Source organism: Streptomyces sp. NPDC002324 (assembly GCF_053593335.1).
The window spans coordinates 323,471-349,179 of the sequence record NZ_JBSFCF010000001.1; the positions used below are offsets into that span (position 1 = coordinate 323,471).

General features: G+C 68.3%; 21 protein-coding genes and 2 tRNA genes. 9 read left to right on the forward strand and 14 right to left on the reverse strand.

Going from position 1 to position 25,709, the window contains the following annotated elements:
* The first annotated feature begins 129 nt into the window (after positions 1-129).
* Positions 130-384, forward strand: coding sequence for a cell division protein CrgA (gene crgA, locus ACWCRJ_RS01385; protein WP_013002230.1), 255 nt, complete (start codon positions 130-132; stop codon positions 382-384).
* 303 nt (positions 385-687) lie between these two features.
* On the opposite strand, the gene ACWCRJ_RS01390 is transcribed toward crgA, so the two are convergent.
* Both ACWCRJ_RS01390 and ACWCRJ_RS01395 read right to left on the reverse strand, forming a co-directional pair.
* Positions 688-1,581 carry a rhomboid family intramembrane serine protease gene (locus tag ACWCRJ_RS01390; protein ID WP_450937329.1) on the reverse strand — a complete coding sequence of 298 codons (894 nt, stop codon included), beginning with the start codon at positions 1,579-1,581 and terminating at the stop codon, positions 688-690.
* Positions 1,582-1,736: 155 nt separating this feature from the next.
* Positions 1,737-2,270, reverse strand: a complete 534-nt coding sequence (locus tag ACWCRJ_RS01395; RefSeq protein WP_005482992.1) for a peptidylprolyl isomerase — start codon at positions 2,268-2,270, stop codon at positions 1,737-1,739.
* 374 nt (positions 2,271-2,644) lie between these two features.
* Here ACWCRJ_RS01395 and ACWCRJ_RS01400 point away from each other — a divergent pair, with 374 nt between their 5' ends.
* Positions 2,645-3,346, forward strand: a complete 702-nt coding sequence (locus tag ACWCRJ_RS01400) for a DUF5324 family protein (protein WP_450937330.1) — start codon at positions 2,645-2,647, stop codon at positions 3,344-3,346.
* 473 nt (positions 3,347-3,819) lie between these two features.
* Here the strand turns inward: ACWCRJ_RS01400 and ACWCRJ_RS01405 are convergent.
* Positions 3,820-3,892 (reverse strand) — tRNA-Ala (locus ACWCRJ_RS01405).
* Positions 3,893-4,074: 182 nt separating this feature from the next.
* Here ACWCRJ_RS01405 and ACWCRJ_RS01410 point away from each other — a divergent pair.
* Positions 4,075-4,623 carry a helix-turn-helix domain-containing protein gene (locus tag ACWCRJ_RS01410; RefSeq protein ID WP_005482990.1) on the forward strand — a complete coding sequence of 183 codons (549 nt, stop codon included), beginning with the start codon at positions 4,075-4,077 and terminating at the stop codon, positions 4,621-4,623.
* 277 nt (positions 4,624-4,900) lie between these two features.
* Entirely contained in the window at positions 4,901-6,892 is a 1,992-nt protein-coding gene (locus tag ACWCRJ_RS01415; protein ID WP_450937331.1) for a protein kinase domain-containing protein, read from the forward strand.
* Between the two features lie 88 nt (positions 6,893-6,980).
* Here ACWCRJ_RS01415 and ACWCRJ_RS01420 read toward each other — a convergent pair whose 3' ends face one another.
* The gene (locus tag ACWCRJ_RS01420) at positions 6,981-8,531 is read right to left on the reverse strand and encodes a hypothetical protein (RefSeq protein WP_450937332.1); all 1,551 of its coding nucleotides are present in this window, start codon (positions 8,529-8,531) and stop codon (positions 6,981-6,983) included.
* 334 nt (positions 8,532-8,865) lie between these two features.
* On the reverse strand, positions 8,866-8,994 hold the full coding sequence (locus ACWCRJ_RS01425) for a DLW-39 family protein (protein ID WP_003999697.1): 129 nt from the start codon (positions 8,992-8,994) through the stop codon (positions 8,866-8,868).
* A 430-nt stretch (positions 8,995-9,424) separates the two neighbouring features.
* On the opposite strand from ACWCRJ_RS01425, the gene ACWCRJ_RS01430 reads away from it, so the two are divergent.
* Positions 9,425-9,775, forward strand: a complete 351-nt coding sequence (locus ACWCRJ_RS01430) for a DUF6344 domain-containing protein (RefSeq protein ID WP_450937333.1) — start codon at positions 9,425-9,427, stop codon at positions 9,773-9,775.
* Positions 9,776-10,029: 254 nt separating this feature from the next.
* Here ACWCRJ_RS01430 and ACWCRJ_RS01435 read toward each other — a convergent pair.
* From ACWCRJ_RS01435 to dnaA, 9 genes are all read right to left on the reverse strand, one after another.
* Positions 10,030-10,106 (reverse strand) — tRNA-Ile (locus tag ACWCRJ_RS01435).
* 180 nt (positions 10,107-10,286) lie between these two features.
* A complete protein-coding gene (locus ACWCRJ_RS01440; RefSeq protein ID WP_450937334.1) occupies positions 10,287-11,108 on the reverse strand; it encodes a DUF3566 domain-containing protein in 822 nt (273 codons plus the stop codon).
* Between the two features lie 18 nt (positions 11,109-11,126).
* Positions 11,127-13,721 (reverse strand): DNA gyrase subunit A, encoded by a 2,595-nt coding sequence (gyrA, locus tag ACWCRJ_RS01445; protein ID WP_450937335.1) that lies wholly within the window; start codon positions 13,719-13,721, stop codon positions 11,127-11,129.
* A 42-nt stretch (positions 13,722-13,763) separates the two neighbouring features.
* A complete protein-coding gene (gene gyrB / locus ACWCRJ_RS01450) occupies positions 13,764-15,809 on the reverse strand; it encodes a DNA topoisomerase (ATP-hydrolyzing) subunit B (protein WP_450937336.1) in 2,046 nt (681 codons plus the stop codon).
* Between the two features lie 417 nt (positions 15,810-16,226).
* Positions 16,227-16,760: a DUF721 domain-containing protein gene (locus ACWCRJ_RS01455; protein ID WP_179860073.1), complete on the reverse strand. Its 534-nt coding sequence runs from the start codon at positions 16,758-16,760 to the stop codon at positions 16,227-16,229.
* Entirely contained in the window at positions 16,757-17,881 is a 1,125-nt protein-coding gene (gene recF, locus ACWCRJ_RS01460) for a DNA replication/repair protein RecF (RefSeq protein WP_005482979.1), read from the reverse strand. Before recF ends, ACWCRJ_RS01455 begins: the two co-directional genes overlap by 4 nt.
* Before the next feature lie 101 nt (positions 17,882-17,982).
* Positions 17,983-18,858 (reverse strand): phosphogluconate dehydrogenase (NAD(+)-dependent, decarboxylating), encoded by an 876-nt coding sequence (gnd, locus tag ACWCRJ_RS01465; protein ID WP_450937337.1) that lies wholly within the window; start codon positions 18,856-18,858, stop codon positions 17,983-17,985.
* A gap of 205 nt (positions 18,859-19,063) precedes the next feature.
* Entirely contained in the window at positions 19,064-20,194 is a 1,131-nt protein-coding gene (gene dnaN / locus ACWCRJ_RS01470) for a DNA polymerase III subunit beta (RefSeq protein WP_046913194.1), read from the reverse strand.
* A 903-nt stretch (positions 20,195-21,097) separates the two neighbouring features.
* Positions 21,098-23,116 (reverse strand): chromosomal replication initiator protein DnaA, encoded by a 2,019-nt coding sequence (gene dnaA, locus ACWCRJ_RS01475; RefSeq protein WP_450937338.1) that lies wholly within the window; start codon positions 23,114-23,116, stop codon positions 21,098-21,100.
* 417 nt (positions 23,117-23,533) lie between these two features.
* Between dnaA and rpmH the strand changes: the two genes are divergently transcribed.
* The 4 genes from rpmH to yidC are packed head-to-tail and all read left to right on the forward strand — an operon-like array spanning position 23,534 to position 25,701.
* Positions 23,534-23,671: a 50S ribosomal protein L34 gene (rpmH, locus tag ACWCRJ_RS01480; RefSeq protein WP_005482975.1), complete on the forward strand. Its 138-nt coding sequence runs from the start codon at positions 23,534-23,536 to the stop codon at positions 23,669-23,671.
* Between the two features lie 21 nt (positions 23,672-23,692).
* The gene (rnpA, locus tag ACWCRJ_RS01485; RefSeq protein WP_078531538.1) at positions 23,693-24,064 is read left to right on the forward strand and encodes a ribonuclease P protein component; all 372 of its coding nucleotides are present in this window, start codon (positions 23,693-23,695) and stop codon (positions 24,062-24,064) included.
* The gene (gene yidD / locus ACWCRJ_RS01490) at positions 24,061-24,414 is read left to right on the forward strand and encodes a membrane protein insertion efficiency factor YidD (protein ID WP_005482973.1); all 354 of its coding nucleotides are present in this window, start codon (positions 24,061-24,063) and stop codon (positions 24,412-24,414) included. Before rnpA ends, yidD begins: the two co-directional genes overlap by 4 nt.
* Before the next feature lie 3 nt (positions 24,415-24,417).
* Entirely contained in the window at positions 24,418-25,701 is a 1,284-nt protein-coding gene (yidC, locus tag ACWCRJ_RS01495) for a membrane protein insertase YidC (protein ID WP_450937339.1), read from the forward strand.
* The last annotated feature ends 8 nt before the right edge of the window (positions 25,702-25,709 follow it).

Consider the following 25,709-nt stretch of genomic DNA (forward strand, 5'->3'; position numbering starts at 1 on the left):
CCTTAGGCGCCACGGAAGCACTACGCTAACGGACGCCCGGGGGAGCATTCTGTGTCCCCTTGTACGCTGCCCCGGAGCCCGCCACAGTTCCCTGCGCGGCCACGCAGCGCATCGACAGGAGAGACCCTCGTGCCGAAGTCACGTATCCGCAAGAAGGCCGACTACACGCCGCCGCCGTCCAAGCAGGCCACGAACATCAAGCTGAACAGCCGAGGCTGGGTGGCTCCGGTCATGCTGGCCATGTTCCTCATCGGGCTGGCCTGGATCGTGGTTTTCTATGTGACCGACGGCTCGCTGCCGATCGACGCGCTCGGCAACTGGAACATCGTGGTCGGCTTCGGCTTCATCGCCGCGGGATTCGGCGTCTCGACCCAGTGGAAGTAGCGGTCTCCGCCCGGCGGAAGTAGCTCTCCCCAGAGCTATCCACCGAGTTATCCACAGGTGTTTTCCACAGTGGGGAAAAAGAACGACGATCTGTGGATAACTCACCGGGCGTTGACGCCGGTATGACTGACCTACCGGCTTCCGTAAGCATGTTCGCCCCCTGCCTGACCTGCGGGAACGCAGGTGAGCGGCCGGGGGCGCACCTGCGCCCGCACCCTATGCACAAGATCCGCCACGTTCTGTGGACAACGGTGCCGTCACGGTGCCCGAGAAGCGGTGGAACGGTGACGTTCCGACATCACCTCAGGTCAGCTGTGCCGTCCGGATCACCGTCATGATCACCACGGCGGCGAGCACCAGAGCGCAGGCGCCGTACTGGATCAGTGCCCTTCGCTCGCGCGGTGCGTGCACCATCGCGTAGCCGATCAGCACACCGCCGACGAGGCCGCCCACATGGGCCTCCCAGGCGATGTTGAACATCGGGCTGAAGGTGAAGATCAGGTTGATCACCAACAAGATGATCAACGGACGCATGTCGTACCTGAGACGGCGCATGAGTACGCCTGTCGCACCGAAGAGGCCGAAGATGGCGCCGGACGCACCGAGCGACGGTTGGTTCGGCGCTGCGAGCAGGTAGGTGAGCGCGCTGCCTGCGAGACCGGAGACGACGTAGAGCGTCAGATAGCGGGCCCGGCCGAGAGCCGCCTCCAGAGGACCGCCGATCCACCACAGGCTGAGCATGTTGAACAGGATGTGGGTGACGCTGCCATGCAGGAACATCGCCGTCACCAGCCGATACCACTGCCCTTCGGCGACGCCCTGGAGCGAGGAACCGAGTTCCGGGTCCCAGGCCCTCCCGATGAGGTCGAACCGGCCTTCGAAGGTGTCGCCCACGGCCTGCTGCACCAGGAAGAGCAACAGGTTCACGCCGACCAGGATCTTGGTGAGGAGCCGGGGGTCGGCGGCGACGGTGCCGCCCGCGAGGGTACGCGGGGCGGAGGCGGAGGGCGCGTGGCCGGTGCCGGAGCCGCCGCGGACGCATTCCGGGCACTGGAAGCCCACAGAGGCGCTCACCATGCACTCGGGGCAGATGGGACGCTCACAGCGGGTGCAGCGGATGCCCGTCTCGCGGTCCGGGTGCCGGTAGCAGGTGGGCAGGCTCTGCGCGTCCTGCGGACTGCTCGGCACCTGGTCCATCAGGGTCCCTTCCCTTGCGCGTGTGTGGAGCGCGTCGCCCCGCCCATCCCTACGGATGAGCGGGGCGATTGGTTCCCTTCGGGGACCTTCCGAACCTTTCGGTTCCGGCTTCGCGGACCCTGCGCGTTCCGCCGTCGCGATGAACGCCGACGGAATCAGCCCTGGCGGGTCTCGACGACGACCGACTCGATGACGACGTCGTTGACCGGGCGGTCGGTGCGCGGGTTCGTCTGGGCGCCGGCGATGGCGTCCACGATCTTCTGGCTGGCCGCGTCGACCACTTCACCGAAAATGGTGTGCTTGCGGGTCAGCCATGCCGTCGGGGAGACGGTGATGAAGAACTGCGAGCCGTTGGTGCCCGGACCGGCGTTGGCCATGGCCAGCAGGTAGGGCTTGTCGAAGGCGAGGTCCGGGTGGAACTCGTCCGCGAACTGGTAGCCGGGCCCACCGGTGCCGTTGCCCAGCGGGTCACCGCCCTGGATCATGAATCCACTGATGACCCGGTGGAAGACCGTGCCGTCGTAGAGCTTGTCCGTGGACTTCTGGCCGGTGGCCGGATTGGTCCACTCACGCTCGCCCTGGGCGAGCTCGACGAAGTTACGGACCGTCTTGGGCGCGTGGTTCGGCAGCAGCCGTACCTCGATGTCGCCATGGTTGGTCTTCAGGGTGGCGTACAGCTGCTCTGCCACGATCTGCCTTCCGTTGTCCTTTGTGACTCCCCCGATCCTCGCACGGACGACGCCGTGCGTCCCCCGACGCCCGCGCTCTCGTACGAGGAGGGGCGCGGAAAACCGGCCGAGTACCCCCGGTAGCGGCGCGCTTCGCGGCGATCCGTGGCATTGTCGGCACTGTCGTGGACAAGTTCCCGTTGTCCCGTATTCATCCTCTATTGCACGGACTCTGTTGCACGGACCGGTTCAGAACGGCTCCCGCTCGATGATCAGCCGGAGTCGGCGCCCATGACCCGGATGCCCGCCCGCACATGCCCCGGATCGCTCCGAGAGGCATGATCCCCAAAAGGGTGGAAAGTCGAATTACGTACGCCACCGAGGAGGAGGATCCCGTGACCCGCATCGAGAGCGTGCGCGCCGCGACCGGCTCGGCAAAGGACAGCGTGCTGCACGCCGCGGAAGTGGTGGCGCCCTACGCCGACACAGCCAAGGACAAGGCTTCGCACTACGCGCACGAGGCACGCGTGCTGATCGCGCCGAAGGTGTCGCAGGCCGCGGAGCAGGCACGCGTCCAGTACGGCGCCCTGGTCGTCCCGCGTCTTGAGCAGGCCCGCACGCATGTGCCGCCGAAAGTCGATCAGGCGGCCCATGAAGCCGCCGTCCGCACCCGTAAGGCGGCTCGTCAGGCCGCCGACTATTCCCGTCCCCGCATCGAGCAGGCCGTGGCCGCCGCCGGGCCGGTCCGTGAGGAAGCCACCGCCCGGAGCGTCGCGGCCCTGGCCGCACTGCGTGGACAGGTCTCGCCCCAGCAGATCCAGAGGCTGGTCCGCAGGCAACAGCGCCGCGCACGGCTCGGCCGCGCCGTCAAGGGTCTGGCCGTGATGGGCGTCCTGGCCGGTGGCGCGTTCGCCGCCTGGAAGTGGTGGGACAAGCAGGCCAACCCCGACTGGTTGGTCGAGCCGCCCGCCGCCACCGAGGTCTCCGACTCCGGTCACCTGTCCTCCGTCGACGGCAGCGGTCAGTCCGTCCTCGACCCGGAGGTCCAGGCCAAGCAGGCCGAGGAGGAAGCCGCCGACCGCGACAACCGCCCCTGAGGACCGGCGGGCGACGTACCGGCGGGCGACGTCATTTTCACAGGCCACTGGCCGGGCCGCGACGATTTCCTCGTGGCCCGGTTCTGCCCGGAGGCCCGTTCGGCGGGGCACCGTCCAATAGCCCTGTGGGGCAGAAGACTTGCAGGTCTTCTGCCCCACAGGGCTGTTTCACGTGAAACAGTCCTGACGTCGGCGACCCAGGAACCCGTCGGCCGGAATGTGTTGGTCCGGTTGCAAAGGGTGAGGCACACATTCCGCCGCACCTGCTTGTGACGCAGAGCACCGTTTTCGCATATGCGTACACCAGCACCCGCCGACGTGCGTCGCCCCGTTCCAGCGGCCCCTTCCCGCCTCAGTGCACAGATAGCGATCGCGACGACCCTCACCCGAAACAGCACCGACCAGCCCCTCACGGAGGGCAACAAAAAGACCGGGCCGGATGTCCTACGACATCCGGCCCGGTCACTCCGCTGTGGAGCCTAGGGGAGTCGAACCCCTGACATCTGCCATGCAAAGACAGCGCTCTACCAACTGAGCTAAGGCCCCGGAGGCGAAGCATCCACCCGGAACAACCGACCACCGGGGGGCTTCGCAGACCAGAGTACCGGGTCACCCCCGGGATCTCGCAAAAAGATTGGGGGTCCCCGTGAACGACCACTCTCCGTAAGATGCTCGTCGTGGTTCGCTACAGCGAACCACGGTATTTGGGGAAGCGATGGGGAGACGCAATGGACGCCGCACAGCAGGAAGCGACCGCAAGAGCCCGGGAGCTGCAGCGGAACTGGTACGGAGAGCCGCTGGGGGCGCTTTTCCGTAGGCTCATCGAGGACCTGGGACTCAACCAGGCCCGTCTCGCGGGGGTGCTGGGCCTGTCCGCACCGATGCTGTCGCAGCTGATGAGCGGTCAGCGTGCCAAGATCGGCAACCCGGCGGTGGTCCAGCGGGTGCAGTTGCTGCAGGACCTGGCGGGTCAGGTCGCGGACGGCAGCGTGAGTGCCGCCGAGGCGACCGAGCGCATGGACGAGATCAAGAAGTCACAGGGGGGATCGGTGCTCAGCAACACCACGCAGTCGACGACGAGTTCGGGCGCGCCCACGGTCAAGCGGGTCGTCCGCGAGATCCAGTCACTGCTTCGCTCCGTGGCGGCAGCGGGCGACATCATCGAGGCGGCGGACACCCTCGCCCCGACCCACCCGGAACTGGCAGAGTTCCTCCGGGTGTACGGCGCGGGCCGCACCTCGGACGCGGTGGCGCACTACCAGTCCCACCAGAGCTGAGCCCAAGGCCCGGTCCCCGAAAGGGGGTTCGGCGGCCGGGCCGAGGCCGAAAAGGGGACGAGGGTTCTGTAGGCCCCTCTTGAGCCCTGGAGACGTGGACGTAGGCTCCAGGAGAGCCGGTGGACACAGCGGAAGGCGGCAGGGAGACAGAGGCGCGGAATCAAGCTCCGGAGAAGGCCGGGCACGTGCGAGCCGGCTCTGCGGAGGGCGGCGAAATGGCCGTGTCCTCCGCCGACGGGCAACCACGGGGGAGCCGAAGGGGGAACGACGCACAGCCATGGGTGAGGTCTTCGCCGGCCGGTACGAACTGGTCGACCCGATCGGACGCGGGGGAGTCGGCGCGGTCTGGCGCACCTGGGACCACCGCCGCCGCCGCTATGTGGCCGCCAAGGTGCTGCAACAGCGTGACGCGCACGCCCTGCTGCGCTTCGTCCGCGAGCAGGCCGTCCGCATCGACCATCCGCATGTGCTCGCGCCCGCCAGCTGGGCCGCCGACGACGACAAGGTCCTGTTCACCATGGACCTGGTGGCCGGAGGCTCCCTGGTCAACCTCATCAACGACTACGGTCCCCTCCCGCCCGTCTATGTCTGCGGCCTGCTCGATCAGCTGCTGTCCGGCCTGGCCGCCGTGCACGCCGAGGGCATCATCCACCGCGACATCAAGCCCGCCAACGTGCTGCTGGAGGCCACCGGCACGGCCCGGCCCCGCCTGCGCCTGTCCGACTTCGGCATCGCCATGCGCCTGGGCGAACCGCGCCTGACGGAGACCAACTACGTGGTGGGAACGCCTGGTTACTTCGCTCCCGAGCAGATGCTCGGTGCCGACCCGGATTTCCCGGCCGACCTCTTCGCGGTGGGCCTCGTCGCCCTGTACCTCCTGGAGGGCGCGAAACCCGACTCCAAGGCCCTCATCGAACACTTCGCCGCCCACGGCACACCGAAGGCCCCGCGAGGCATCCCCGAGCCGCTGTGGCAGGTCATCGCCACGCTGCTCCAGCCCGACCCCGACTCCCGCTTCCGCACCGCCACGGGCGCCCGAAAGGCCCTCGCCGCAGCCACCGAACTCCTGCCCGAGACTGGGCCCGACGACGAGTTGGTGGAGGTATTCGACCAACTCGGCCCGCTGCCCGCAGGGTTCGCCCCCGAGGGACCCCTGCAGAGGGCATCGGGACTGGACAAGACCGGAACAGGCACCGGCAGTACGGGGACGGACGGTGGTACGTCCTCACCAACTCCCGGCCTGGGCCCAGGCCCAGGTGCGGGCTCGGAGGCGGATGCTTCTTCCAACCCTCTCGGCCGACAGGCCCCTGCGTCTCCTTCCGCGCCTGCCGTCCCGTCGGCACCCGCCTCCATTCCGTCCGCTGTTGCACCTCCCCATCTGGCTGCACCGTCCTCGTCGTCCTCGGCGTCTCCGTCCTGGCCCTCAGCAACGGACATGAGTGGCAACTCGCCATCCGGCGCCGAAGCGACCCCGCCGCCACCCCACGATCCGCCCGCCTACACAACGCCTTTCCCGAGCCCGCCGCCCCCGCCCGGCGCAGGCACCGCGCTCCCCGCACCGTCCACAGCTTCCGGACTCCAGCCCCGGCACACGGGACCCATATCGCCGCCGCCCATGCCCACGGCCGCCCCACCCCAGACCGACTCCGCCACCTCCGGCACCGGCACCGGCACCGGCACCGGCACCGGCACCGGCACCGAGCATCGGTTTCACGATGCCGCCTCCTCGCCCCCAGCCTCTCCGGCGTCTCCGCCGCAGACCGGTCACATATCGCCCGAGGCGCCCCCCGCCCCCGTACCCCCGCGACCCGAACGCGATCCCGTACCCCCGCGGCCGTCCTCGATGTCGGACACCGGCAGTTTCCATCTGCCGCCGCCCCAGATACTCACCGCCCACGCACCGCTGCGACAGGCGGAGCAGCAGCGCAGCCCCGACCCGGGCTACCCAGAGCACCACCTCGAGCAGCAGTCCACTCCCCCTGCCGTGACGCCCGTACAGGCCGCCCCAGCGCAGAATGTCGAACCCCCGCATGTGCCCTCCCCCCAGTCGCACACGCCGCTGGGCCTCGCTCAGGCCCCGACCACGGCGGTGCAGCAGCACGCTTACGCCTCTACTGGTTCATACACCGCTCGGCCGCCTCAGGTTCCACGGCGATCGAGGGCGCTTCCACGACGCCGTCCGGGTCCTCCCCTCAAGGTGGTCATCCCGGTCCTGCTGCTCGCACTGGCCTGCTTCGCGGTGGGTTTCTGGGCCCTGGGCCAGCTCTGACCTGGCTCCGCGACGCGGCTGAGCGCCCTGCCACTCCCGGAACAGCCCAAGCCCACGGAACGACCCACAGAACGGCCCCCGGAACGCCTCACCAGCCCCGGGACGCACCGTGCCGCCCCCGCGGTGCCGTGCTCGCCTTGGGTCGCTCCGCCTCCGTCCTCACGTCGGCGGACGCCCGCCGGCGCGCCACGCGTGTCCACACCACGAGTCCGAACACCAGCAGGCTCCCCGTACCGATGCCACCCGCCGCGACCACCGTCATGGCGAGACGCCGGTTTCCTCCGGAGGCGTCGCCCGAAGCCTCCCCGCCGTCGGACGTCTGCGCGTCCTCCCGGCCACCGCTGTCCCCCGCACCGTCCAAGGTCTCCCCCGTGGCCCCGCTCTCCGCGGCCTCCCGGTCCTCCGCGGTGACCTCGAAGACGCCACGCGGCTCGGAGATGCCGAGATATCCCGGCCCGGCCTCGGCCTGGCCCCCCAGCCGCACCCGCAGGGTCAGCCCCAGGGGTTTTTCGCCGTACCGGTCCGCGACCGATGTCCCCAGGTGCAGGGCCAGGTAGTACCAGCCGGCGAACCGCATCCCGCTCACTTCGTCGTCGAGGGAGAAACGGTTCTCGTACGCGACGGGCGGCAGCGGGTCGAGGGCGGTGGATTGTTGTTCGCCCCCGTAGTTGGCGGTTCTGTCGTCCACGAAGCCACGTACGGGGTTGTAGAGCGACAGGACGAAGGCGTTGCCCACGTACCCGTCGCCGCCCGTCGTGCTGCCCAGTTCTGCAGTGACGTGGAGCTGCTGTCCCCAGCCGACGGGCACCTTGTAGAAGAGCGTCTCCCCGGCCCTGATGCCGGCCTCGTCCTGCCAGACGCCCTGCCCCACTGGGCTCGCCGTGGCGAAGCCGCTTCCGCCGCTTCGGCGCTCTGGGTCGCCGGACAGGCTTGCGGGCGGTGCGGAGTCGAAGGTGTCGGGAGCACGCGTCGAACCGCCCTTCGTCACAGCGGGCTCCGACACGAAGCCGAGCTCCAGCCCCCATTCCTCCGACGCGTCGGCCGAGGGCGAACCCGACACCGAACCGGAAGCCGAACCGGAAGCCGAACCGGAAGCCGAACCGGACTCCGAGCCCGGCCCCGTCCCCGTACCGCTTCCAGAGCCCGCGCCGCCGACCCGTTCGACGACGACGTAGTACGTCCCCGCCTCCTGACACATGTACTCGTCGCTGCCGATCTCACGCGAGGCCCAGGCGGTGACGGGGTGCGCACTGCGGGTCGGACCGAAGCGGGCGGTCTCGTACGAGCAGCGATGGGCGTCCGCGTCCTGCAGAGAGACCCTGATGCCGTCCGCCGAGGCGACCGCCGCTCCGGCGTCGGGTACGACCGTGGCCGAGACGTACGCGTTGGCGGCGGCACCGAGATCGAGGCGGTAGTAGAGCTTCCCGCCTGGCCCGATGGAGCTGCGGTATGTCCCGCCGGCCGCCAGCCGCCCGGCGCCCGTGCTGCTCGTGGCTCCCTCGACCGTCCTCGCTCCGTCGGCGTAGCCGTACGGAGCGGGCGCGTCAGCGGCAGCCGCGGGTCCGGCCGGCATGGTCGCCGCGCACAGGGCCGCTCCCACGGCTGCCGCGGTTCGCCACCAGCCCGTGCGCCGCCTCATCACGCGCCACCCCTCGTCGTAGACCGAAGTCGCGGCTCCGAAGTCGAAGGCCGCAGGAAAGGCCGGAAGAACTGCCCGGAAGAAAGCCTGGAGTGAATGCGCCCATCCTGCCGGGCCGTACCCGTCGGTGCCCTCGTTCCTGGGAAGGAGCGGCCGAAAACGGCCTCTGCTCGACTCCCTGCTTCGCCTGGGCAATCACATCGTTCGCCTACGCGAATCCGGCCACGACGAAATGCTCAGGAATGTCCGGGAAGAGTAGGGGTGATGCGCCCGGGCGACACAAAACCCCGACCGCGAGCGCGGCCGGGGTCTGCTCTGAGACTGATGTCGATGTTCACGAACCCGTGGGCACGGAGTCAGTAGCCTCCGTCCACAGGTCCTGCTCGGCGCGATCCGCCTGGATCTGGCGGTACACGAGGAGCCCGCCGATGGCGGCCAGTGCGACCAGGAGAAGCTTCTTCACCGCGCGACCTCGTCTTTCCTTGACGTAGGGGACCTCTGGCGCCCGACTATACACACCGACCGATACCGATCGGTGACCTGCGTCCGCCCCTCAACTGCCGCCGGGAAGACCGCAATACAACCGGATGCAGCTGTTCCGATCGCAGGTTCATCACACAGGTCCCTCACCTCTCGCACACCTCGACGAACCCGCGGGTACCCCTCGGCCCCACCCACCCCACCTCGCACCCTCCCTCGGCCACAGCGGCCACAGCGGCCAGCGCACTCTGCGGCCGCGTACGGGCTCCCTGGAGCTTTGCGAGGCCCTTGCGCCCATCCGAGTGGTGTTCATCCGACGATCCACGCGCCAAGGGCGTCGGTACATGATTTCGGAGCCCACATACACATCATGAGGAAAGTACGCAAATCGCCCAACCCGAAAGTGAGGGGCCGTGGCCCAGAACAAGGTCATGAAGCTGTGGACCGCCATCGTCACCGCCGTCCTGGCGCTGTGCACGGCGCTCGGACTGATCACGACCACGGCGTCGGCCGCGGTACCGCAGACCGGAACCACTCGCAACTGCGCGGCCCCCACGACGACGCCGGCGGCGATGTCTCTACCGGCCCGGCCCCAAGACCGCGCACTGCCTCCCACGATGAAGCAACGCATCCGCGCCGAGGCCCACGGCTCCTCCCCCTCCTGCCGCCACCGCGCGCTCCTCGAATCGGCAGCCACGAACGCGACCGCCCTGGAGCCTTCCCTCTCGCAGGCCGAGCGACCCGTCGCACCCCTCCAGCGCTGATCCGACCCAGGCAACAGAACGCACCACACCGTGGCGATCTTGCGTACGACGCCTCGCAGAACCAGCAGACAGCACAAGCCCAAGCACGAGCACGAGCACGAGCACACAGAACACAGAACACGCGCGGAGAACGACCGCGACAGAACAACGGGAGCCCCCGGCCGAAATGGCCGGGGGCTCCCGCATCACCACCCATCGGCCGGCGCCTGGAACGACGAAGACCCTCAACCGTTATCGGTCGAGGGTCTTCAGGCTGGTGGGGCTAACAGGATTTGAACCTGTGGCCTCATCCTTATCAGGGATGCGCTCTAACCAACTGAGCTATAGCCCCGCCGCGCTCTGCGGTGTGTGTCCCGCGCGCTGACTCCTGAAGATTAGCGCACGACGTGGGGAGTCCCAAAATCGATACCCGGAGGGGGCCCGCGAGGCGGTGGGGGACCTTGGCGGGGACGGTGTTCGACACCGTCCCCGGAGGCCGTTCCCGTCAGCCGTCCCTATGGAGTCACCGAGCTCACTCGTCCTCGGCGAGCGTCAGCTCGATGCCTCCGACGAAGGCCGCCGAGATGTTGTAGATGAAGGCGCCGAGAGTGGCCAGGGCCGTCGCGAGGACGACGTCGATGACCGCGATGATCGTGGTGAAGACCAGCACGTTGGGCAGCGACAGGAACGACTGCAGGTCGAAACCGTTGGACTCGTTCGAGCCGGTGGCCTCGGAGATGGTGGCGCCCACCGAGGAGAACACACCCATCGCGTTCATGACCATCCACAGCACCGCGGCCGCGACGACCGTGCAGATGCCGAGGGCGATGGAGAGCAGGAAGCTGACCTTCATCACGGACCACGGGTCGGCCTTGGCCACTCTCAGCCGTGCCTTGCGCGTACGCGGCGTCGTGCGCGCCCCCGTGCGCGGCTGGCGGGACGAACCCTCCGGCGCCGGCTGGTACGCCTGCGGCGGGTGGTACGGGCCGGACTGCTGCGGCGACTGCCGTTCACCCGGCAGCGCGGAGCCGCCGGACTGCGCCTGGGCGGCAGGCTGGGGCTGCGGCGGAGCCGGGCGGGCGGGCCCGGCCGCAGGCGCGGACGGGCTCGCCGGCGCCGCCTGCTTGGCCTGCGGACCACGAGCGTCCGTCACGGCTCCCCCCTGGGGTCCAGCCTTCTCGGTCGACGGCGCGGGCGCGGCCGAGTCCGTCGCGCCCGTCTTGATCGCTTTCAGCTGGGTCGTGTGCGTGTCCATCGCACGCGCGGCGGAGCCACGGCCGCCGCCGTCCGCCTCCGACCCGGTCGAAGTGCCGGCCGAAGTACCGGACGACCCGGCGCCCGTGGCTCCGCTCACGCTGACTCACTCCTCGTGCTACTCGGACGAGGGCGCCTCACCCTCGTCCGTACCGGTCGTCGCGGCACCCTCGGCGGTCTCGTCGACAGCCTCGTCGCCGTCGACCTCCTCCGCCTCCCGCCCCGCCTCGGCGTTACGAGCGATGCCGACCACGGCATCGCGCTTGCCCAGGTTGATCAGTTGGACGCCCATGGTGTCACGGCCGGTTTCCCTGATCTCGTTGACTCGCGTACGAATCACACCGCCCGACAGCGTGATGGCGAGGATCTCGTCGGTCTCCTCGACCACCAGCGCGCCCACGAGCGAACCGCGGTCCTCGACGATCTTGGCGGCCTTGATACCGAGGCCACCGCGACCCTGGACGCGGTACTCGTCGACGCCGGTCCGCTTCGCGTACCCGCCGTCTGTGGCAGTGAACACGAACGTACCGGGTCGAACAACATTCATCGAGAGCAGCTCGTCGCCCTCGCGGAAACTCATGCCCTTGACACCCGAGGTGGCACGGCCCATGGGCCGCAGTGCCTCGTCCGTCGCGGTGAAGCGGATCGATTGTGCCTTCTTGCTGATCAGAAGGATGTCATCTTCTGCCGATACAAGTTCGGCTCCGATCAGTTCATCGTCCGAACCGTCCTCTTTCTCACGGAGGTTGATGGCGATGACACCACCGGAACGGGGCGAATCGTAATCTTTCAGAGGCGTCTTCTTCACAAGACCGCCCTTGGTGGCGAGCACCAGGTAGGGCGTGGCCTCGTAGTCGCGGATCGCGAGGATCTCGGCGATCGCCTCGTCCGGCTGGAAGGCCAGCAGGTTGGCGACGTGCTGTCCACGCGCGTCACGTCCGGCATCGGGCAGTTCGTAGGCCTTGGCCCGGTAGACGCGCCCCTTGTTGGTGAAGAACAGCAACCAGTGGTGGGTCGTGGACACGAAGAAGTGGTCGACGATGTCGTCTTCCTTGAGCTTCGTGCCGCGTACGCCCTTGCCGCCGCGCTTCTGGGCGCGGTAGTCGACCGCCTTGGTGCGCTTGACGTAACCGCCGCGCGAGACGGTGACGACGATGTCCTCCTCGGCGATGAGGTCCTCGATGGACATGTCACCGTCGTAGGGCACCAGCATCGTCTTGCGGTCGTCACCGAACTTCTCGACGATCGCGGCGAGTTCCGCGCTGACGATGCCGCGCTGACGGACCGGGGACGCGAGGATCTCGTTGTACTCGCGGATCTTCGCCTGGAGTTCGTCGTGCTCCTGGATGATCTTCTGACGTTCCAGGGCGGCGAGGCGGCGCAGCTGCATCTCGAGGATGGCGTTGGCCTGGATCTCGTCGATCTCCAGGAGGTCCATCAGGCCCGTGCGCGCGATGTCGACGGTGTCGCTGCGCCGGATCAGCGCGATGACCTCGTCGATGGCGTCCAGGGCCTTCAGCAGGCCGCGCAGGATGTGCGCCCGCTCCTCTGCCTTGCGCAGCCGGAACTTCGTGCGGCGGACGATGACCTCGATCTGGTGCGTCACCCAATGACGGATGAACGCGTCCAGGGAGAGGGTGCGCGGCACGCCGTCGACCAGCGCCAGCATGTTGGCGCCGAAGTTGGTCTGCAGGTCCGTGTGCTTGTACAGGTTGTTCAGCACGACCTTGGCGACCGCGTCGCGCTTCAGGACGATGACCAGGCGCTGGCCCGTGCGGGACGACGTCTCGTCACGGACGTCCGCGATGCCGCCGATCTTGCCGTCCTTCACGAGGTCGGCGATCTTCTGCGCGAGGTTGTCCGGGTTGGTCTGGTACGGCAGCTCCGTGACCACCAGGCACTGGCGGTTCTGGATCTCCTCGACCTCGACGACCGCGCGCATCGTGATGGAGCCCCGGCCCGTGCGGTACGCCTCCTCGATGCCCTTGCGGCCGACCACCAGGGCGCCGGTCGGGAAGTCGGGGCCCTTGATGCGCTCGATCAGCGCGTCCAGGAGCTCCTCGTGGGAGGCCTCGGGGTTCTCCAGGTACCACTGGGCGCCGGCCGCGACCTCGCGGAGGTTGTGCGGCGGGATGTTGGTCGCCATGCCGACCGCGATACCGGCCGAGCCGTTGATCAGCAGGTTCGGGAAGCGGGCCGGCAGGACTGTCGGCTCCTGGGAGCGCCCGTCGTAGTTGTCCGTGAAGTCGACGGTCTCCTCGTCGATGTCACGGACCATCTCCATCGACAGCGGCGCCATCTTGCACTCGGTGTAGCGCATGGCCGCCGCCGGGTCGTTGCCCGGAGAACCGAAGTTGCCGTTGGAGTCCACCAGCGGCATCCGCATCGACCACGGCTGCGCGAGGCGGACCAGCGCGTCGTAGATCGAGGAGTCACCGTGCGGGTGGTAGTTGCCCATGACGTCGCCGACGACACGGGCGCACTTGTAGAAGCCCTTCTCGGGCCGGTAGCCGCCGTCGTACATCGCGTACAGGACACGGCGGTGGACGGGCTTGAGACCGTCGCGTACGTCGGGCAGCGCGCGGGACACGATGACGGACATCGCGTAGTCGAGGTACGAGCGCTGCATCTCGGTCTCGAGCCCGACGGGCTCGACACGCATGACGATCTCGCCGCCCTCTTCAGGCGTCACTGGAATGTTCTGGTCGGCCATTGCTGGTGAAGATCCTTCCCTGTGCGGTCAGCTGAGACCGACTCAGATGTCGAGGAAGCGGACGTCCTTGGCGTTGCGCTGGATGAACGCGCGGCGGGCCTCGACGTCCTCGCCCATCAGGACCGAGAAGAGGTCGTCGGCCTGGGCGGCGTCGTCGAGCGTGACCTGGCCGAGGACGCGGTGCTCCTGGTCCATCGTCGTGATGCGCAGTTCCTCGGCGTTCATCTCGCCGAGACCCTTGAAGCGCTGGATCGAGTCCTCGCGGATGCGCTTGCCGCGCTGACGGCCCATCTCGATCAGCGCGTCACGCTCGCGGTCGGAGTACGCGTACTCGATGTCCTCCCGACCCCACTTGATCTTGTAGAGCGGCGGGCGGGACAGGAACACGTGGCCGGCCTCGACCAGCGGCCGCATGAAGCGGAACAGGAAGGTCAGCAGCAGGGTGTTGATGTGCTGGCCGTCGACGTCGGCGTCCGCCATCAGGATGATCTTGTGATAGCGCAGCTTCTCGATGTCGAAGTCCTCGTGGACTCCGGTGCCGAAGGCCGAGATCAGCGCCTGGATCTCCTGGTTCTGCAGGATCTTGTCGATCCTGGCCTTCTCCACGTTGAGGATCTTGCCGCGGATGGGGAGGATCGCCTGGTACTCGGGGTTCCGGCCGGACTTGGCCGAGCCGCCGGCGGAGTCACCCTCGACGATGAAGATCTCGCACTTGATGGGGTCGTTCGACTGGCAGTCGGAGAGCTTGCCCGGCAGGGACGCCGTCTCCAGCAGGCCCTTGCGCCGGGTGAGGTCCCGGGCCTTGCGGGCCGCCACGCGCGCGGTGGCCGCCTGGATGCCCTTGCGGACGATGTCCGCCGCCTCGACCGGATTGCGGTCCAGCCAGTCGTTCAGGTGCTCGTAGACGACCTTCTGGACGAAGGTCTTCACCTCGGTGTTGCCCAGCTTGGTCTTGGTCTGGCCCTCGAACTGCGGCTCGCTCAGCTTCACCGAGATGATCGCCGTCAGACCCTCGCGGATGTCGTCACCCGTGAGGTTGTCGTCCTTCTCACGCAGGAGCTTCTTCTCGCGCGCGTACTTGTTGACCAGGTTCGTCAGCGCCGCGCGGAAGCCCTCTTCGTGCGTACCGCCCTCGTGCGTGTGGATGATGTTCGCGAAGGAGTAGACACCCTCGGTGTAGCCACCGTTCCACTGCATCGCGAGTTCGAGGGACAGGCTCCTGTCCTTGTCCTCGGCCTCGAGGTCGATCACGGTGGGGTGCACCACGTCTCCCTTGCGGGAGTTGAGGTACTTCACGAAGTCGACGATGCCGCCCTCGTAGTGGTACGAGACGCTCTTGACCTCGTACTTCTCGTCCTCACCCGCCTCGTCCGCCCCGGCCGTGGCCTTCGCCGACTCACGCTCGTCGGCTAGGTTGATCCGCAGACCCTTGTTGAGGAACGCCATCTCCTGGAAGCGCCGCGAGAGCGTCTCGAAGGAGTACTCGGTGGTCTCGAAGATGTCCGGGTCGGCCCAGAAGGTGACCGTGGTGCCGTGCTCGTCCGTGGCCTCGTGCTGGGCAAGCGGGGCCGTCGGGACGCCCAACTTGTAGTCCTGGGTCCAGCGGTGGCCATCGGTCTTGATCTCGACGGACACCCTGGTCGACAGGGCGTTCACGACGGAGACACCCACGCCGTGCAGACCGCCGGAGACCGCGTAACCGCCGCCGCCGAACTTGCCGCCCGCGTGCAGGACCGTCAGCACGACCTCGACGGCCGGCTTGCCCTCGGAGGGGACGATGCCGACCGGGATGCCACGGCCGTTGTCGACGACCCGCACGCCGCCGTCGGCGAGGATCGTGACGTCGATGGTGTCCGCGTGGCCGGCCAGCGCCTCGTCGACCGAGTTGTCGACGACCTCTTGCACCAGGTGGTGAAGTCCGCGCTCACCGGTTGAACCGATGTACATACCGGGGCGCTTGCGGACCGCGTCCAAGCCCTCGAGGACGGTGATGGCGCTGGCGTCGTACGCCGGGGTCGAGGCCTCGGCGACTCCAGCCGGGGCCTCGTTGGACAGGATGTTCTCGTTGGGGTTGCCGGAATCGGCCACGAAGCGCCCTTTCTGGCACAGCACAAGCCAGGCTCCCGGCGGGTTTGCCGGAGCGGCTGCGGCGTTGCGGTGGAAGCCTTTGTCTGGGTTGAACGGTGTTACCGAAGCGGTCCCCACGAATGGGGCGTGATTAGCTTCCAGTCTACCGGTAGCGCCGACAGTGATGGGGGTTTGCCGGTACCTGAGTCCGCATGTGCCGCCCTGAACCGGTCTCTCCCGACTCCCCATATGGGGAGCGGGGCTCCAAGAGGCTCACAGCGGCACTCAGCGCTTCCGGGTGTCAACCCTTTGCTACTCCCGGGTCACGTCCACGTTCGCAACCGCACGCGACGACACACGCCGGAGCGCACGGGTGCGCACGGGGCGGCGCGGACCCCCCGGTCAGGGGCGCGCGAGCACCCGAAAATGTGACTACGGTCACCCGTAGGTATCGCCTGGCCCGGTACTGCCCGGGGCCCGCAGGGGCCCGTAGCGACGGGTGGAGCCGGCGGGACCGTGGACCTTCAGCAGCTGTACGGTGCCGTGCCCGAGATCCTCGTTGAGCCGGGCGACCAGTTGCGGAGCCAGCAGCCGCACGTTGGTCGCCCAGGCCGTCGAGTCGCACCGCACATGCAGGACCCGCTCGTCCTCGTCGTACCGCTCCGGTACGCATCGTCGGGCCAGGTCGTCGCCGACGATCTGCGGCCACCGGCCCATGACCCCGCCGACGGCGGCCGGCGTCTCCCAGCCCCGCTCGGTGATCAGACGGTTGATGGCGGGCCCGAGCGGCATCGGATCGCGGCCGTCGGCACGGGCGCCGGAGCGCAGTCCTCCGCCGCGCCTGGCCTGCTTCTTCTGCTGGGTGGCCTCACCACGCGCGCGTGCGGCCTCCTTCGCGGCCCGCAGCGCCACGCGCGCGAGATCCACGCCGGAGGGCTCGGGCGGTGTCGGGATTCCCTCGGATCCGCTCATACGCGCTCCACCGTCCCGTCGGACACGACGTACCGCGTCCCTGTCAGTACGTCCGGTACGTCGTCGTCGACCGCGGCGGTCACCAGGACCTGCTCGCCCGGCGCGACCAGCTCCGCCAGCCGCTCCCGCCGACGGGTGTCCAGCTCGGCGAAGACGTCGTCCAGGATCAGCACGGGCTCGTTCCCCTCGGCCCGCAGCAGATCGTACGAGGCCAGCCGCAGCGCCAGGGCGTAGGACCAGGACTCGCCGTGCGAGGCGTACCCCTTGGCGGGCAGCTCACCGAGTTTGAGATTCACATCGTCCCGGTGGGGTCCCACGAGGGTGACGCCCCGCTCGATCTCCTGCTTGCGGCTCTCGGCCAGGGCGGCCATCAGCTGCTCGTACAGCTCCTCGCGCGCGTGGCCGACGAGGCCGGGAGAGGAGGGTTTGTATTCCAGACTCACAGGTCCGCCCCCCGGTGCCAGCTGCTCGTAGGCCTTGTCGGCGAGGGGCTGGATCGCGGCGACCAGATCCAGGCGCTGGGCGAGCAGTTCGGCGCCCACGCGCGCGAGGTGCTGGTCCCACACGTCGAGCGTGGACAGGTCCATGGTGCGGCCGCCGTGCCTGCGGGCCAGCGCGGCCGACTTGAGCAGCGTGTTGCGCTGCTTGAGCACCCGCTCGTAGTCGGAGCGCACGCCCGCCATACGCGGTGTCCGCGCGGTGATCAGCTCGTCGAGGAAGCGCCGCCGCTCCCCGGGATCGCCCTTGACCAGGGCGAGGTCCTCCGGGGCGAACAGCACCGTCCGCACGATGCCGAGCACATCACGCGGCCTGACCTGGGACGACCTGTTGATGCGGGCACGGTTAGCCCTGCCGGGGTTCAGCTCCAGCTCGACCAGCTGCTGCCGCTCGCCCTGCCGTACCTGGGCCCGGATCACCGCGCGGTCGGCGCCCATGCGGACCAGGGGTGCGTCCGACGACACCCGGTGGCTGCCCAGGGTCGCGAGATAGCCGACCGCCTCGACCAGGTTCGTCTTGCCCTGCCCGTTGGGACCCACGAACGCGGTGACGCCCGGGTCGAGCGGGACCTCGACCCGGGCGTACGAGCGGAAGTCGGCCAGCGACAGATGCGTGACGTGCATGGTCGGGTGCCGACCTCCCCCAGGGTTGTGGACCACCGTGCGGCCCTGTGGACGACTTCTCGTCGACGTTCGGGTGTTCGTCTCGTCTTCGGTGCCGTGGGCTACTTCGTCTCGACCGCGTGCCCGCCGAACTGGTTCCGCAGCGCCGCGATCATCTTCATCTGCGGAGAGTCCTCCTGGCGCGACGCGAACCGCGCGAAGAGCGAGGCCGTGATAGCGGGCAGCGGCACGGCGTGGTCGATGGCGGCCTCCACGGTCCACCGGCCCTCGCCGGAGTCCTGTGCGTAGCCTTTCAGCCGGTCCAGGTGCTCGTCCTCGTCGAGGGCGTTCACTGCCAGGTCGAGCAGCCAGGAGCGGATGACCGTGCCGTCCTGCCAGGAACGGAAGACCTCACGGACGTCCGTCACCGAGTCGGCCTTCTCCAGCAGCTCCCAGCCCTCGGCGTACGCCTGCATCATCGCGTACTCGATGCCGTTGTGGACCATCTTCGCGAAGTGCCCGGCGCCGACCTTGCCGGCGTGCACCGCCCCGAGGTCGCCCTCGGGCTTCAGCGCGTCGAGGACCGGCTGCACCTTGGCGACGTTCTCCGCGTCACCGCCGTACATCAGCGCGTAGCCGTTCTCCAGGCCCCAGACGCCGCCGGAGACACCGCAGTCGACGAAGCCGATGCCCTTGGCGGCCAGCTCCTCGGCGTGCTTCTCGTCGTCCGTCCAGCGGGAGTTGCCGCCGTCCACGACGACGTCACCGGGCTGGAGCAGTTCCGCCAGCTCGTCGACGGTCGACTGGGTGGCCGCACCGGCCGGGACCATCACCCACACGACCCGAGGGCCCCTGAGCTTGCCCACAAGCTCCTCGAGGCTGTGGACATCGGCGAGATCCGGGTTCCGGTCGTATCCGATGACGGTGTGGCCTGCGCGGCGGATCCGCTCGCGCATGTTCCCGCCCATCTTGCCGAGGCCGACGAGACCGAGCTCCATCAGTTGTTCCTTAGGTTGCGACGTGGCATGAGGGCACTTGCGTACCCACCCCCGAGCCTAGACCCGGACGCTCACGCACACCTGTGGGCATACCCGCTCATAAGTGGCCCCCGACCTGCGGCTTCGCGTCGAGGGCCCGGTGTTCCGTCCGGCCCTCGACGGTGTGGACACCGCCGAGGCCGAGCCGTCGGCCGTGTCCGGCCGGTCAGCCGCTGAGCCGCACCGGCATGATCAGGTACTTGTAGGCCTCGTCCGCCTCGGCGTCCACCGCCGGCTTGCCGCTGAGCAGCGCGGGCTTGGTGGACGTGGTGAACGACAGCTGGGCGACCGGGGAGTCGATGGCGCTCAGGCCGTCCAGCAGGAACGTGGGGTTGAAGGCGATCGAGATGTCGTCACCCTCCAGCTGGGCGTCGACCCTCTCCACAGCCTGTGCGTCGTCGCTGGAGCCGGCCTCCAGGATCAGCACGCCCTGCTCGAAGCTCAGCCGCACCGGGGTGTTCCGCTCGGCGACCAGGGCGACGCGCTTGACCGCCTCGACGAAGGGGGCGGTCTCGATGACGGCCACGCTGTTGAACTCCGTCGGGAACAGCGTGCGGTACTTCGGGAGGTCGCCCTCCAGCAGCCGTGTGGTCGTACGCCGGCCCGCGCCCTCGAAACCGATCAGGCCTTCGCCCGAGCCGGAACCGGAGAGCGCCAGGATGACGCTGTCGCCGCTCGTGAGGGCCTTGGCGGTGTCCAGGAGCGTCTTGGCGGGCACCAGGGCGACCGCGGACGCCTCGGGGTTCTCCGGCTTCCACAGGAACTCGCGGACCGCGAAGCGGTAGCGGTCGGTGGAGGCCAGCGTGACCGTGTCGCCCTCGATCTCGATGCGTACACCGGTGAGGACGGGCAGCGTGTCGTCGCGCCCGGCCGCGATGGCCACCTGGGCGGCGGCGGAGGCGAAGACCTCACCGGGAACGGTGCCCGTGGCGTTCGGCATCTGCGGCAGGGTCGGGTATTCCTCCACAGGCAGTGTGTGGAGTGTGAACCGCGAGGAGCCGCAGACCACCGTGGCCCGTACACCGTCTGTGGAGATCTCCACCGGGCGGTTGGGAAGGGCACGGCAGATGTCGGCGAGCAGTCGGCCGGAGACGAGCACCGTGCCTTCCTCGTCGACCTCCGCCTCCACGGAGACCCGGGCGGAGACCTCGTAGTCGAAGCCGGAGAGGCTCAGCTGGCCTTCCTCGGCCTTCAGAAGGAGGCCGGCGAGGACAGGCGCCGGCGGCCGGGCCGGGAGGCTGCGCGCCGCCCAGGCCACGGCCTCCGCGAGTACGTCGCGTTCCACCCGGATCTTCACTGTTGCCGCCTCCTGCTGTTGCCGGCGCTTCTCGCCCTGCCTGGCTTCGTCGTCTGTCTCGGTGTCGGTGGTCCCTGTGACGGGAAGGACACCGGGGACCAGTCTGACGCACACCACTGACACTCGGAGCCTCTCGGGGTCAAGTCGTGACGAGGCGCGGTCAGGCAGCTCGGAGCGAGTTGTGCACAGGACCCACTTCGAAACGGATTCCCAGCTCTCTCTAGTTGGGAGTAGTAGTAGGGCCTGTGGAAACCGTGGATAACCCCGTTTTCGCAGCTCAGACGGCAAATTTTGTCCACCGGGCCTGTGGGCGGAGGCGGTGGACAACCGGGGGTGTCTGTGGAGAACGGAAAGTTCTGCACACACCGTGCACAGCCTCGGGGCACTTCTCCCCAACGGCGTCCCCAGGTTTACCCGTCTTTCCCACAGCCCAACCAGGCAACTTCGTGTGACGCCTTTCACTCGACACGGTGAGGAGGCGCGTTGGCTTGCCGAACAGTGGACAGGCATGTGGAGAAGCCGTCGATCACTGGGGACAACGCGGCTCAGCCTGTGGGCCGTCGGTGGACAACCCCGTCCACAGTCTGTGGATCGCCGCTTCGTCCACAGCCTGTGGAGATCTTTCGTCCACGAATCCACAGGGGACTGACCTGGCCTGATGATCCCTCAACAGCCGCCCCTGTGGACACGATCTGCATAACTTCCCGGTCCCCAGGGTGTGGATGGAAGAAAGTCCCCGAATCTGTGGAGGGAGGCCGTAACGCGGCTGGTATTCGAACACCCGATGTCGGTCCGGCGGCGGCCCGAGACCCCTCGGCGGCGGCCCGAGACCCCTCGGAACGCCGAAGGCGCCCTCGGGAACTCGTCCCTGGGGCGCCCTCGGCGTCGTACGACGGCCCTGTGTCAGCCGTTCTTGATGCGGTTCGTCAGTTCCGTCACCTGGTTGTAGATGGAGCGCCTCTCCGCCATCAGTGCGCGGATCTTGCGGTCGGCGTGCATGACGGTGGTGTGGTCACGGTTGCCGAACTGCGCGCCGATCTTGGGCAACGACAGGTCGGTCAGCTCCCGGCACAGGTACATGGCGATCTGCCGGGCGGTCACCAGGGCGCGACCGCGCGAGGTGCCGCACAGGTCCTCGACCGTGAGCCCGAAGTAGTCGGCCGTAGCACCCATGATCGCGGTGGCCGTGATCTCGGGGGAGGCGTTCTCGCCGCCCGGGATCAGATCCTTGAGGACGATCTCGGTCAGCCCCAGGTCCACCGGCTGCCGGTTGAGCGACGCGAACGCCGTCACCCGGATCAGCGCGCCCTCCAGCTCGCGGATGTTGCGCGAGATGCGGGACGCGATGAACTCCAGTACCTCCGGCGGGGCGTTGAGCTGCTCCTGCACCGCCTTCTTGCGGAGGATCGCGATCCGCGTCTCCAGCTCGGGCGGCTGGACGTCGGTGATCAGACCCCACTCGAAACGGTTCCGCAGCCGGTCCTCCAGTGTCACCAGCTGCTTGGGCGGCCGGTCGCTGGAGAGGACGATCTGCTTGTTCGCGTTGTGGAGCGTATTGAAGGTGTGGAAGAACTCCTCCTGCGTCGACTCCTTGTCCGCCAGGAACTGGATGTCGTCCACGAGCAGGATGTCCATCTCCCGGTACCGCTTGCGGAAGCTGTCGCCCTTGCCGTCGCGGATGGAGTTGATGAACTCGTTGGTGAACTCCTCCGAGCTCACGTACCGCACCCGCGTGCCCGGGTAGAGGCTGCGCGCGTAGTGCCCGATCGCGTGCAGCAGGTGCGTCTTGCCGAGTCCGGACTCCCCATAGATGAAGAGGGGGTTGTACGCCTTGGCCGGAGCCTCGGCGACGGCCACCGCGGCCGCGTGCGCGAAACGGTTCGAGGCACCGATGACGAAGGTGTCGAAGAGGTACTTCGGGTTCAGGCGTGCCGTCGGCTCACCGGGGCCGGACGCCGGCGCGGGCTGCGCCGCCAGCGGGCCGGGCGCGCTGCTCGCGGGGCCGCCCCGGTGCACATGGCCCGAGCCCGGCGGCGGATCGGGAAGCTCACGCCGGTCCTGGCGGTAGTCGGAGTCGGCGCCCGGCCGGTCGTAGTCGCCGCGGTGCTGGTCGTACGGCGGCCGGTCGCTCGACTGCGAGCGGTAGTCCGACGACGGCGAGGCGTACGGATCCCGTTCGGGGAATCCGAGCCGTTGCTGCTGCCAGCCGTAGTCGTCCTGCGACGGTCGCGGCCAGGCGCCCGGCTCGGGCCGCTGGTACTCGGACGGATACGCGGGGCGCGCGGTCGGTAGCTGGTCCGAGCGGCCGGCGGGGTGTTCCGAGCGGGGGGCGGGGTGTTCCGAGCGGGGGGGCGGCAACTGGTCGCCGGGCCCACCGCCCATCTGCTCGCCGCGTCCGGGACCGCGGTCCTCGGCCCGGTGACGGCCGTACCCCTCGTACGGGTCGCGGGCCTGGCCGTCGTAGCCGTTCCGCTTCTCGTACGGGTTCGGGTTGTCGTAGGTGTTCTGGTTGTCGTACCCACCGCGCGCGTCGCGCCCCTGGCCGTCGTAGGGGGGCCTGCCCTCGTAGCCGTCGCGGTTCTGGGCCGGGACGGAAGGCAGATCCGGCTCCTCGAAGCGGTGCTGGACCGGCGGAGGCGGCTCGCCGACGGAACTGTCGACGGTGATCGCGATACGGATCGGGCGGCCGCACTCCCGGCTCAGGGTCTCGCTGACGATCGGCGCGAGACGGCCTTCCAGTACGCCCTTGGCGAACTCGTTCGGGACGGCGAGAAGCGCCGTGTCCGCGACCAGTGCGAGGGGTTGGCAGCGCTTGATCCAGCGCTCGTCCTTCACCTCGACGCCCTGACCATGGCCCTCACCGAGGAGCTTCTCCAGTACTCGTGGCCACACTGCGGCAAGATCGGCAGGTACGTCAGCCACAGGGCACGCTCTCTCACAGGTCCCACGAACGTGTGGTTCTGGGACAGGTCGGTTCGGAACTCGGGTGGAGCACTCGAGACGAGGCGCTGATGGGTGGGTCGGGTCCCAGCAGCCAAAGGAAAAGGAACGAATCGGAGTTCAGTCACGGTAGTCACGGCGACCGGTACGGTTCAAGTTGTTGTCCCCAGCCTGTGGATAGTGTCTCCCTGTGACCTCCGGTTTGACCGGATGGCGTAGCCGCGCGTACCGTAACCAGGTCGAGTTGTCGATGGCTGCTGCCGCCTGCCTCCGATGGGCACAGATCGCGTCAGGTGATCGGACAGCGGTGCACTCGGGCGTTTATACGAGCTACTCGTGGGCGCACGGTGACAGCCAGGACGGCACCCGCAAACACCGATTTCTTTCTGGAGCCCCCGAGTGAGCAAGCGCACCTTCCAGCCGAACAACCGTCGTCGCGCGAAGACCCACGGCTTCCGCCTGCGGATGCGTACCCGTGCCGGTCGCGCGATTCTCGCGAACCGTCGCAGCAAGGGTCGCGCCAGCCTGTCCGCCTGATCCCGATCAGGTCATGACGTCGTGCTGCCTACCGAGCATCGGCTGAGGCGGCGCGAGGACTTCGCGACCGCGGTACGACGAGGACGCCGGGCCGGCCGCCCACTCCTCGTCGTTCACCTACGTAGCGGTGCCACGGACCCGCACGCGCCTGGGGAGAGCGCTCCCCCGACGCGTGCGGGTTTCGTCGTGAGCAAAGCCGTCGGTGGCTCGGTCGTCCGTAACAAGGTGAAGCGCAGACTTCGCCATCTGATGCGCGATCGAGTCGCCCTGTTGCCCCCCGGTAGCCTGGTAGTAGTACGAGCGCTGCCCGGAGCGGGTGACGCCGACCACGTACAACTGGCCCAAGACCTGGATGCCGCCCTGGGGCGGCTGCTGGGAGGGGGCGCGCGATGAAGTACCCGCTGCTGGCGCTGATCAAGCTGTACCAGTGGACGATCAGTCCACTGCTCGGGCCGGTGTGCAAGTACTACCCGTCGTGCTCCCACTACGGCTACACGGCCATCGACCGGCACGGTGCGATCAAGGGAACGGCACTCACCGCCTGGCGCATCCTGCGGTGCAATCCGTGGTCGCTCGGCGGTGTGGACCATGTTCCGCCGCGCAAGCGTCCACGGTGGCACGAGATGGTGCGTGGCACGTGGCGCGCACGCAAGGGCGGGTCCTCCGCCGCCGAACCGGCCACCGAAGGGCACGTTCCTTCGAGCCCGGCCGCCGAGAGCCCGTCCCATGCCCAAGGAGCATGATTAGTGGACACGATTGCCAGCCTCTTCAGCTTCATCACGACACCTGTCTCCTGGGTCATCGTCCAGTTCCACAAGGTGTACGGCGCCCTCTTCGGCGCTGACACCGGGTGGGCCTGGGGCCTGTCCATCGTGTCCCTGGTGATCCTGATCCGTATCTGCCTGATCCCGCTCTTCGTGAAGCAGATCAAGGCGACCCGGGCGATGCAGACGCTCCAGCCCGAGATGAAGAAGATCCAGGAGCGCTACAAGAACGACAAACAGCGTCAGTCCGAAGAGATGATGAAGCTGTACAAGGAGACGGGCACCAACCCGCTCTCCTCGTGCCTTCCCATCCTGGCGCAGTCTCCGTTCTTCTTCGCCCTGTATCACGTGCTCAACAGCATCGCGAACAACGACACCATCGGCGTCATCAACCAGAGCCTGCTGGAGAGCGCGCAGAAGGCGCACATCTTCGGAGCCCCGCTGGCGGCGAAGTTCACCGACAGCTCCGCCGACGTCGTCGCGCTCGACGCCTCGCTGACCACGGTTCGCATCGTCACCGCGGTCATGATCGTCATGATGTCGGCGTCGCAGTTCTACACGCAGCGCCAGCTGATGACGAAGAACGTCGACACCACGGTGAAGACGCCGTTCATGCAGCAGCAGAAGATGCTGATGTACGTCTTCCCGGTCATGTTCGCGGTCTTCGGCATCAACTTCCCGGTCGGTGTCCTCGTCTACTGGCTGACCACCAACGTGTGGACCATGGGCCAGCAGATGTACGTCATCCACAACAACCCGACCCCGGGTTCCAAGGCGCAGGCCGCCTACCTGGAGCGCCTTTTCAAGCACGTCACGCGGCACGGCAAGACCCGCAACCGCCGCGAGCGCGCCATCGTCAAGGCCATCGTCGTCAAGGGCCGCGACCGCAACGAGCACGAGCGGAAGTTCATCACCGGCCTGGGCAAGGAGGGCCTCGCGGCCCAGAGTGACGGCACCGTGGTCAAGAGCGAGGTCTCGGCCGTCGCCACGGCCGAGGACGGTACGCCCACGCCTGGCACGCCCAAGCGTCAGCAGCCCAAGCGCCAGAGCAAGGCCCAGCGTCAGTCCGTCGGCGCGAAGAGCGCCGACGACGACGAGCCGAAGACCGAGCCCACTTCGCTGAGCAAGTCCGACCAGCCGGAGGACGCCAAGCCGGCGGCCGCTGCCAAGAAGGCCGCGCCCAAGCCCGGCACCGGTGGCCGTAGCAAGGCCCAGTCCGGTCAGCGCAAGGGCCCGCAGCGCCCCAAGTCCCCGTCCAAGAAGTAAGAAGGAGT

Coding starts and splice junctions, on each gene's coding strand:
- ACWCRJ_RS01390 (WP_450937329.1), bottom strand. CDS start 1,581: ATGGACCAGGTGCCGAGCAGTCCGCAGGACGCGCAGAGCCTGCCCACC.
- ACWCRJ_RS01410 (WP_005482990.1), top strand. CDS start 4,075: ATGGACGCCGCACAGCAGGAAGCGACCGCAAGAGCCCGGGAGCTGCAG.
- ACWCRJ_RS01415 (WP_450937331.1), top strand. CDS start 4,901: ATGGGTGAGGTCTTCGCCGGCCGGTACGAACTGGTCGACCCGATCGGA.
- ACWCRJ_RS01420 (WP_450937332.1), bottom strand. CDS start 8,531: ATGAGGCGGCGCACGGGCTGGTGGCGAACCGCGGCAGCCGTGGGAGCG.
- gyrA (WP_450937335.1), bottom strand. CDS start 13,721: ATGGCCGACCAGAACATTCCAGTGACGCCTGAAGAGGGCGGCGAGATC.
- ACWCRJ_RS01455 (WP_179860073.1), bottom strand. CDS start 16,760: ATGAGCGGATCCGAGGGAATCCCGACACCGCCCGAGCCCTCCGGCGTG.
- recF (WP_005482979.1), bottom strand. CDS start 17,881: ATGCACGTCACGCATCTGTCGCTGGCCGACTTCCGCTCGTACGCCCGG.
- gnd (WP_450937337.1), bottom strand. CDS start 18,858: ATGGAGCTCGGTCTCGTCGGCCTCGGCAAGATGGGCGGGAACATGCGC.
- yidD (WP_005482973.1), top strand. CDS start 24,061: ATGAAGTACCCGCTGCTGGCGCTGATCAAGCTGTACCAGTGGACGATC.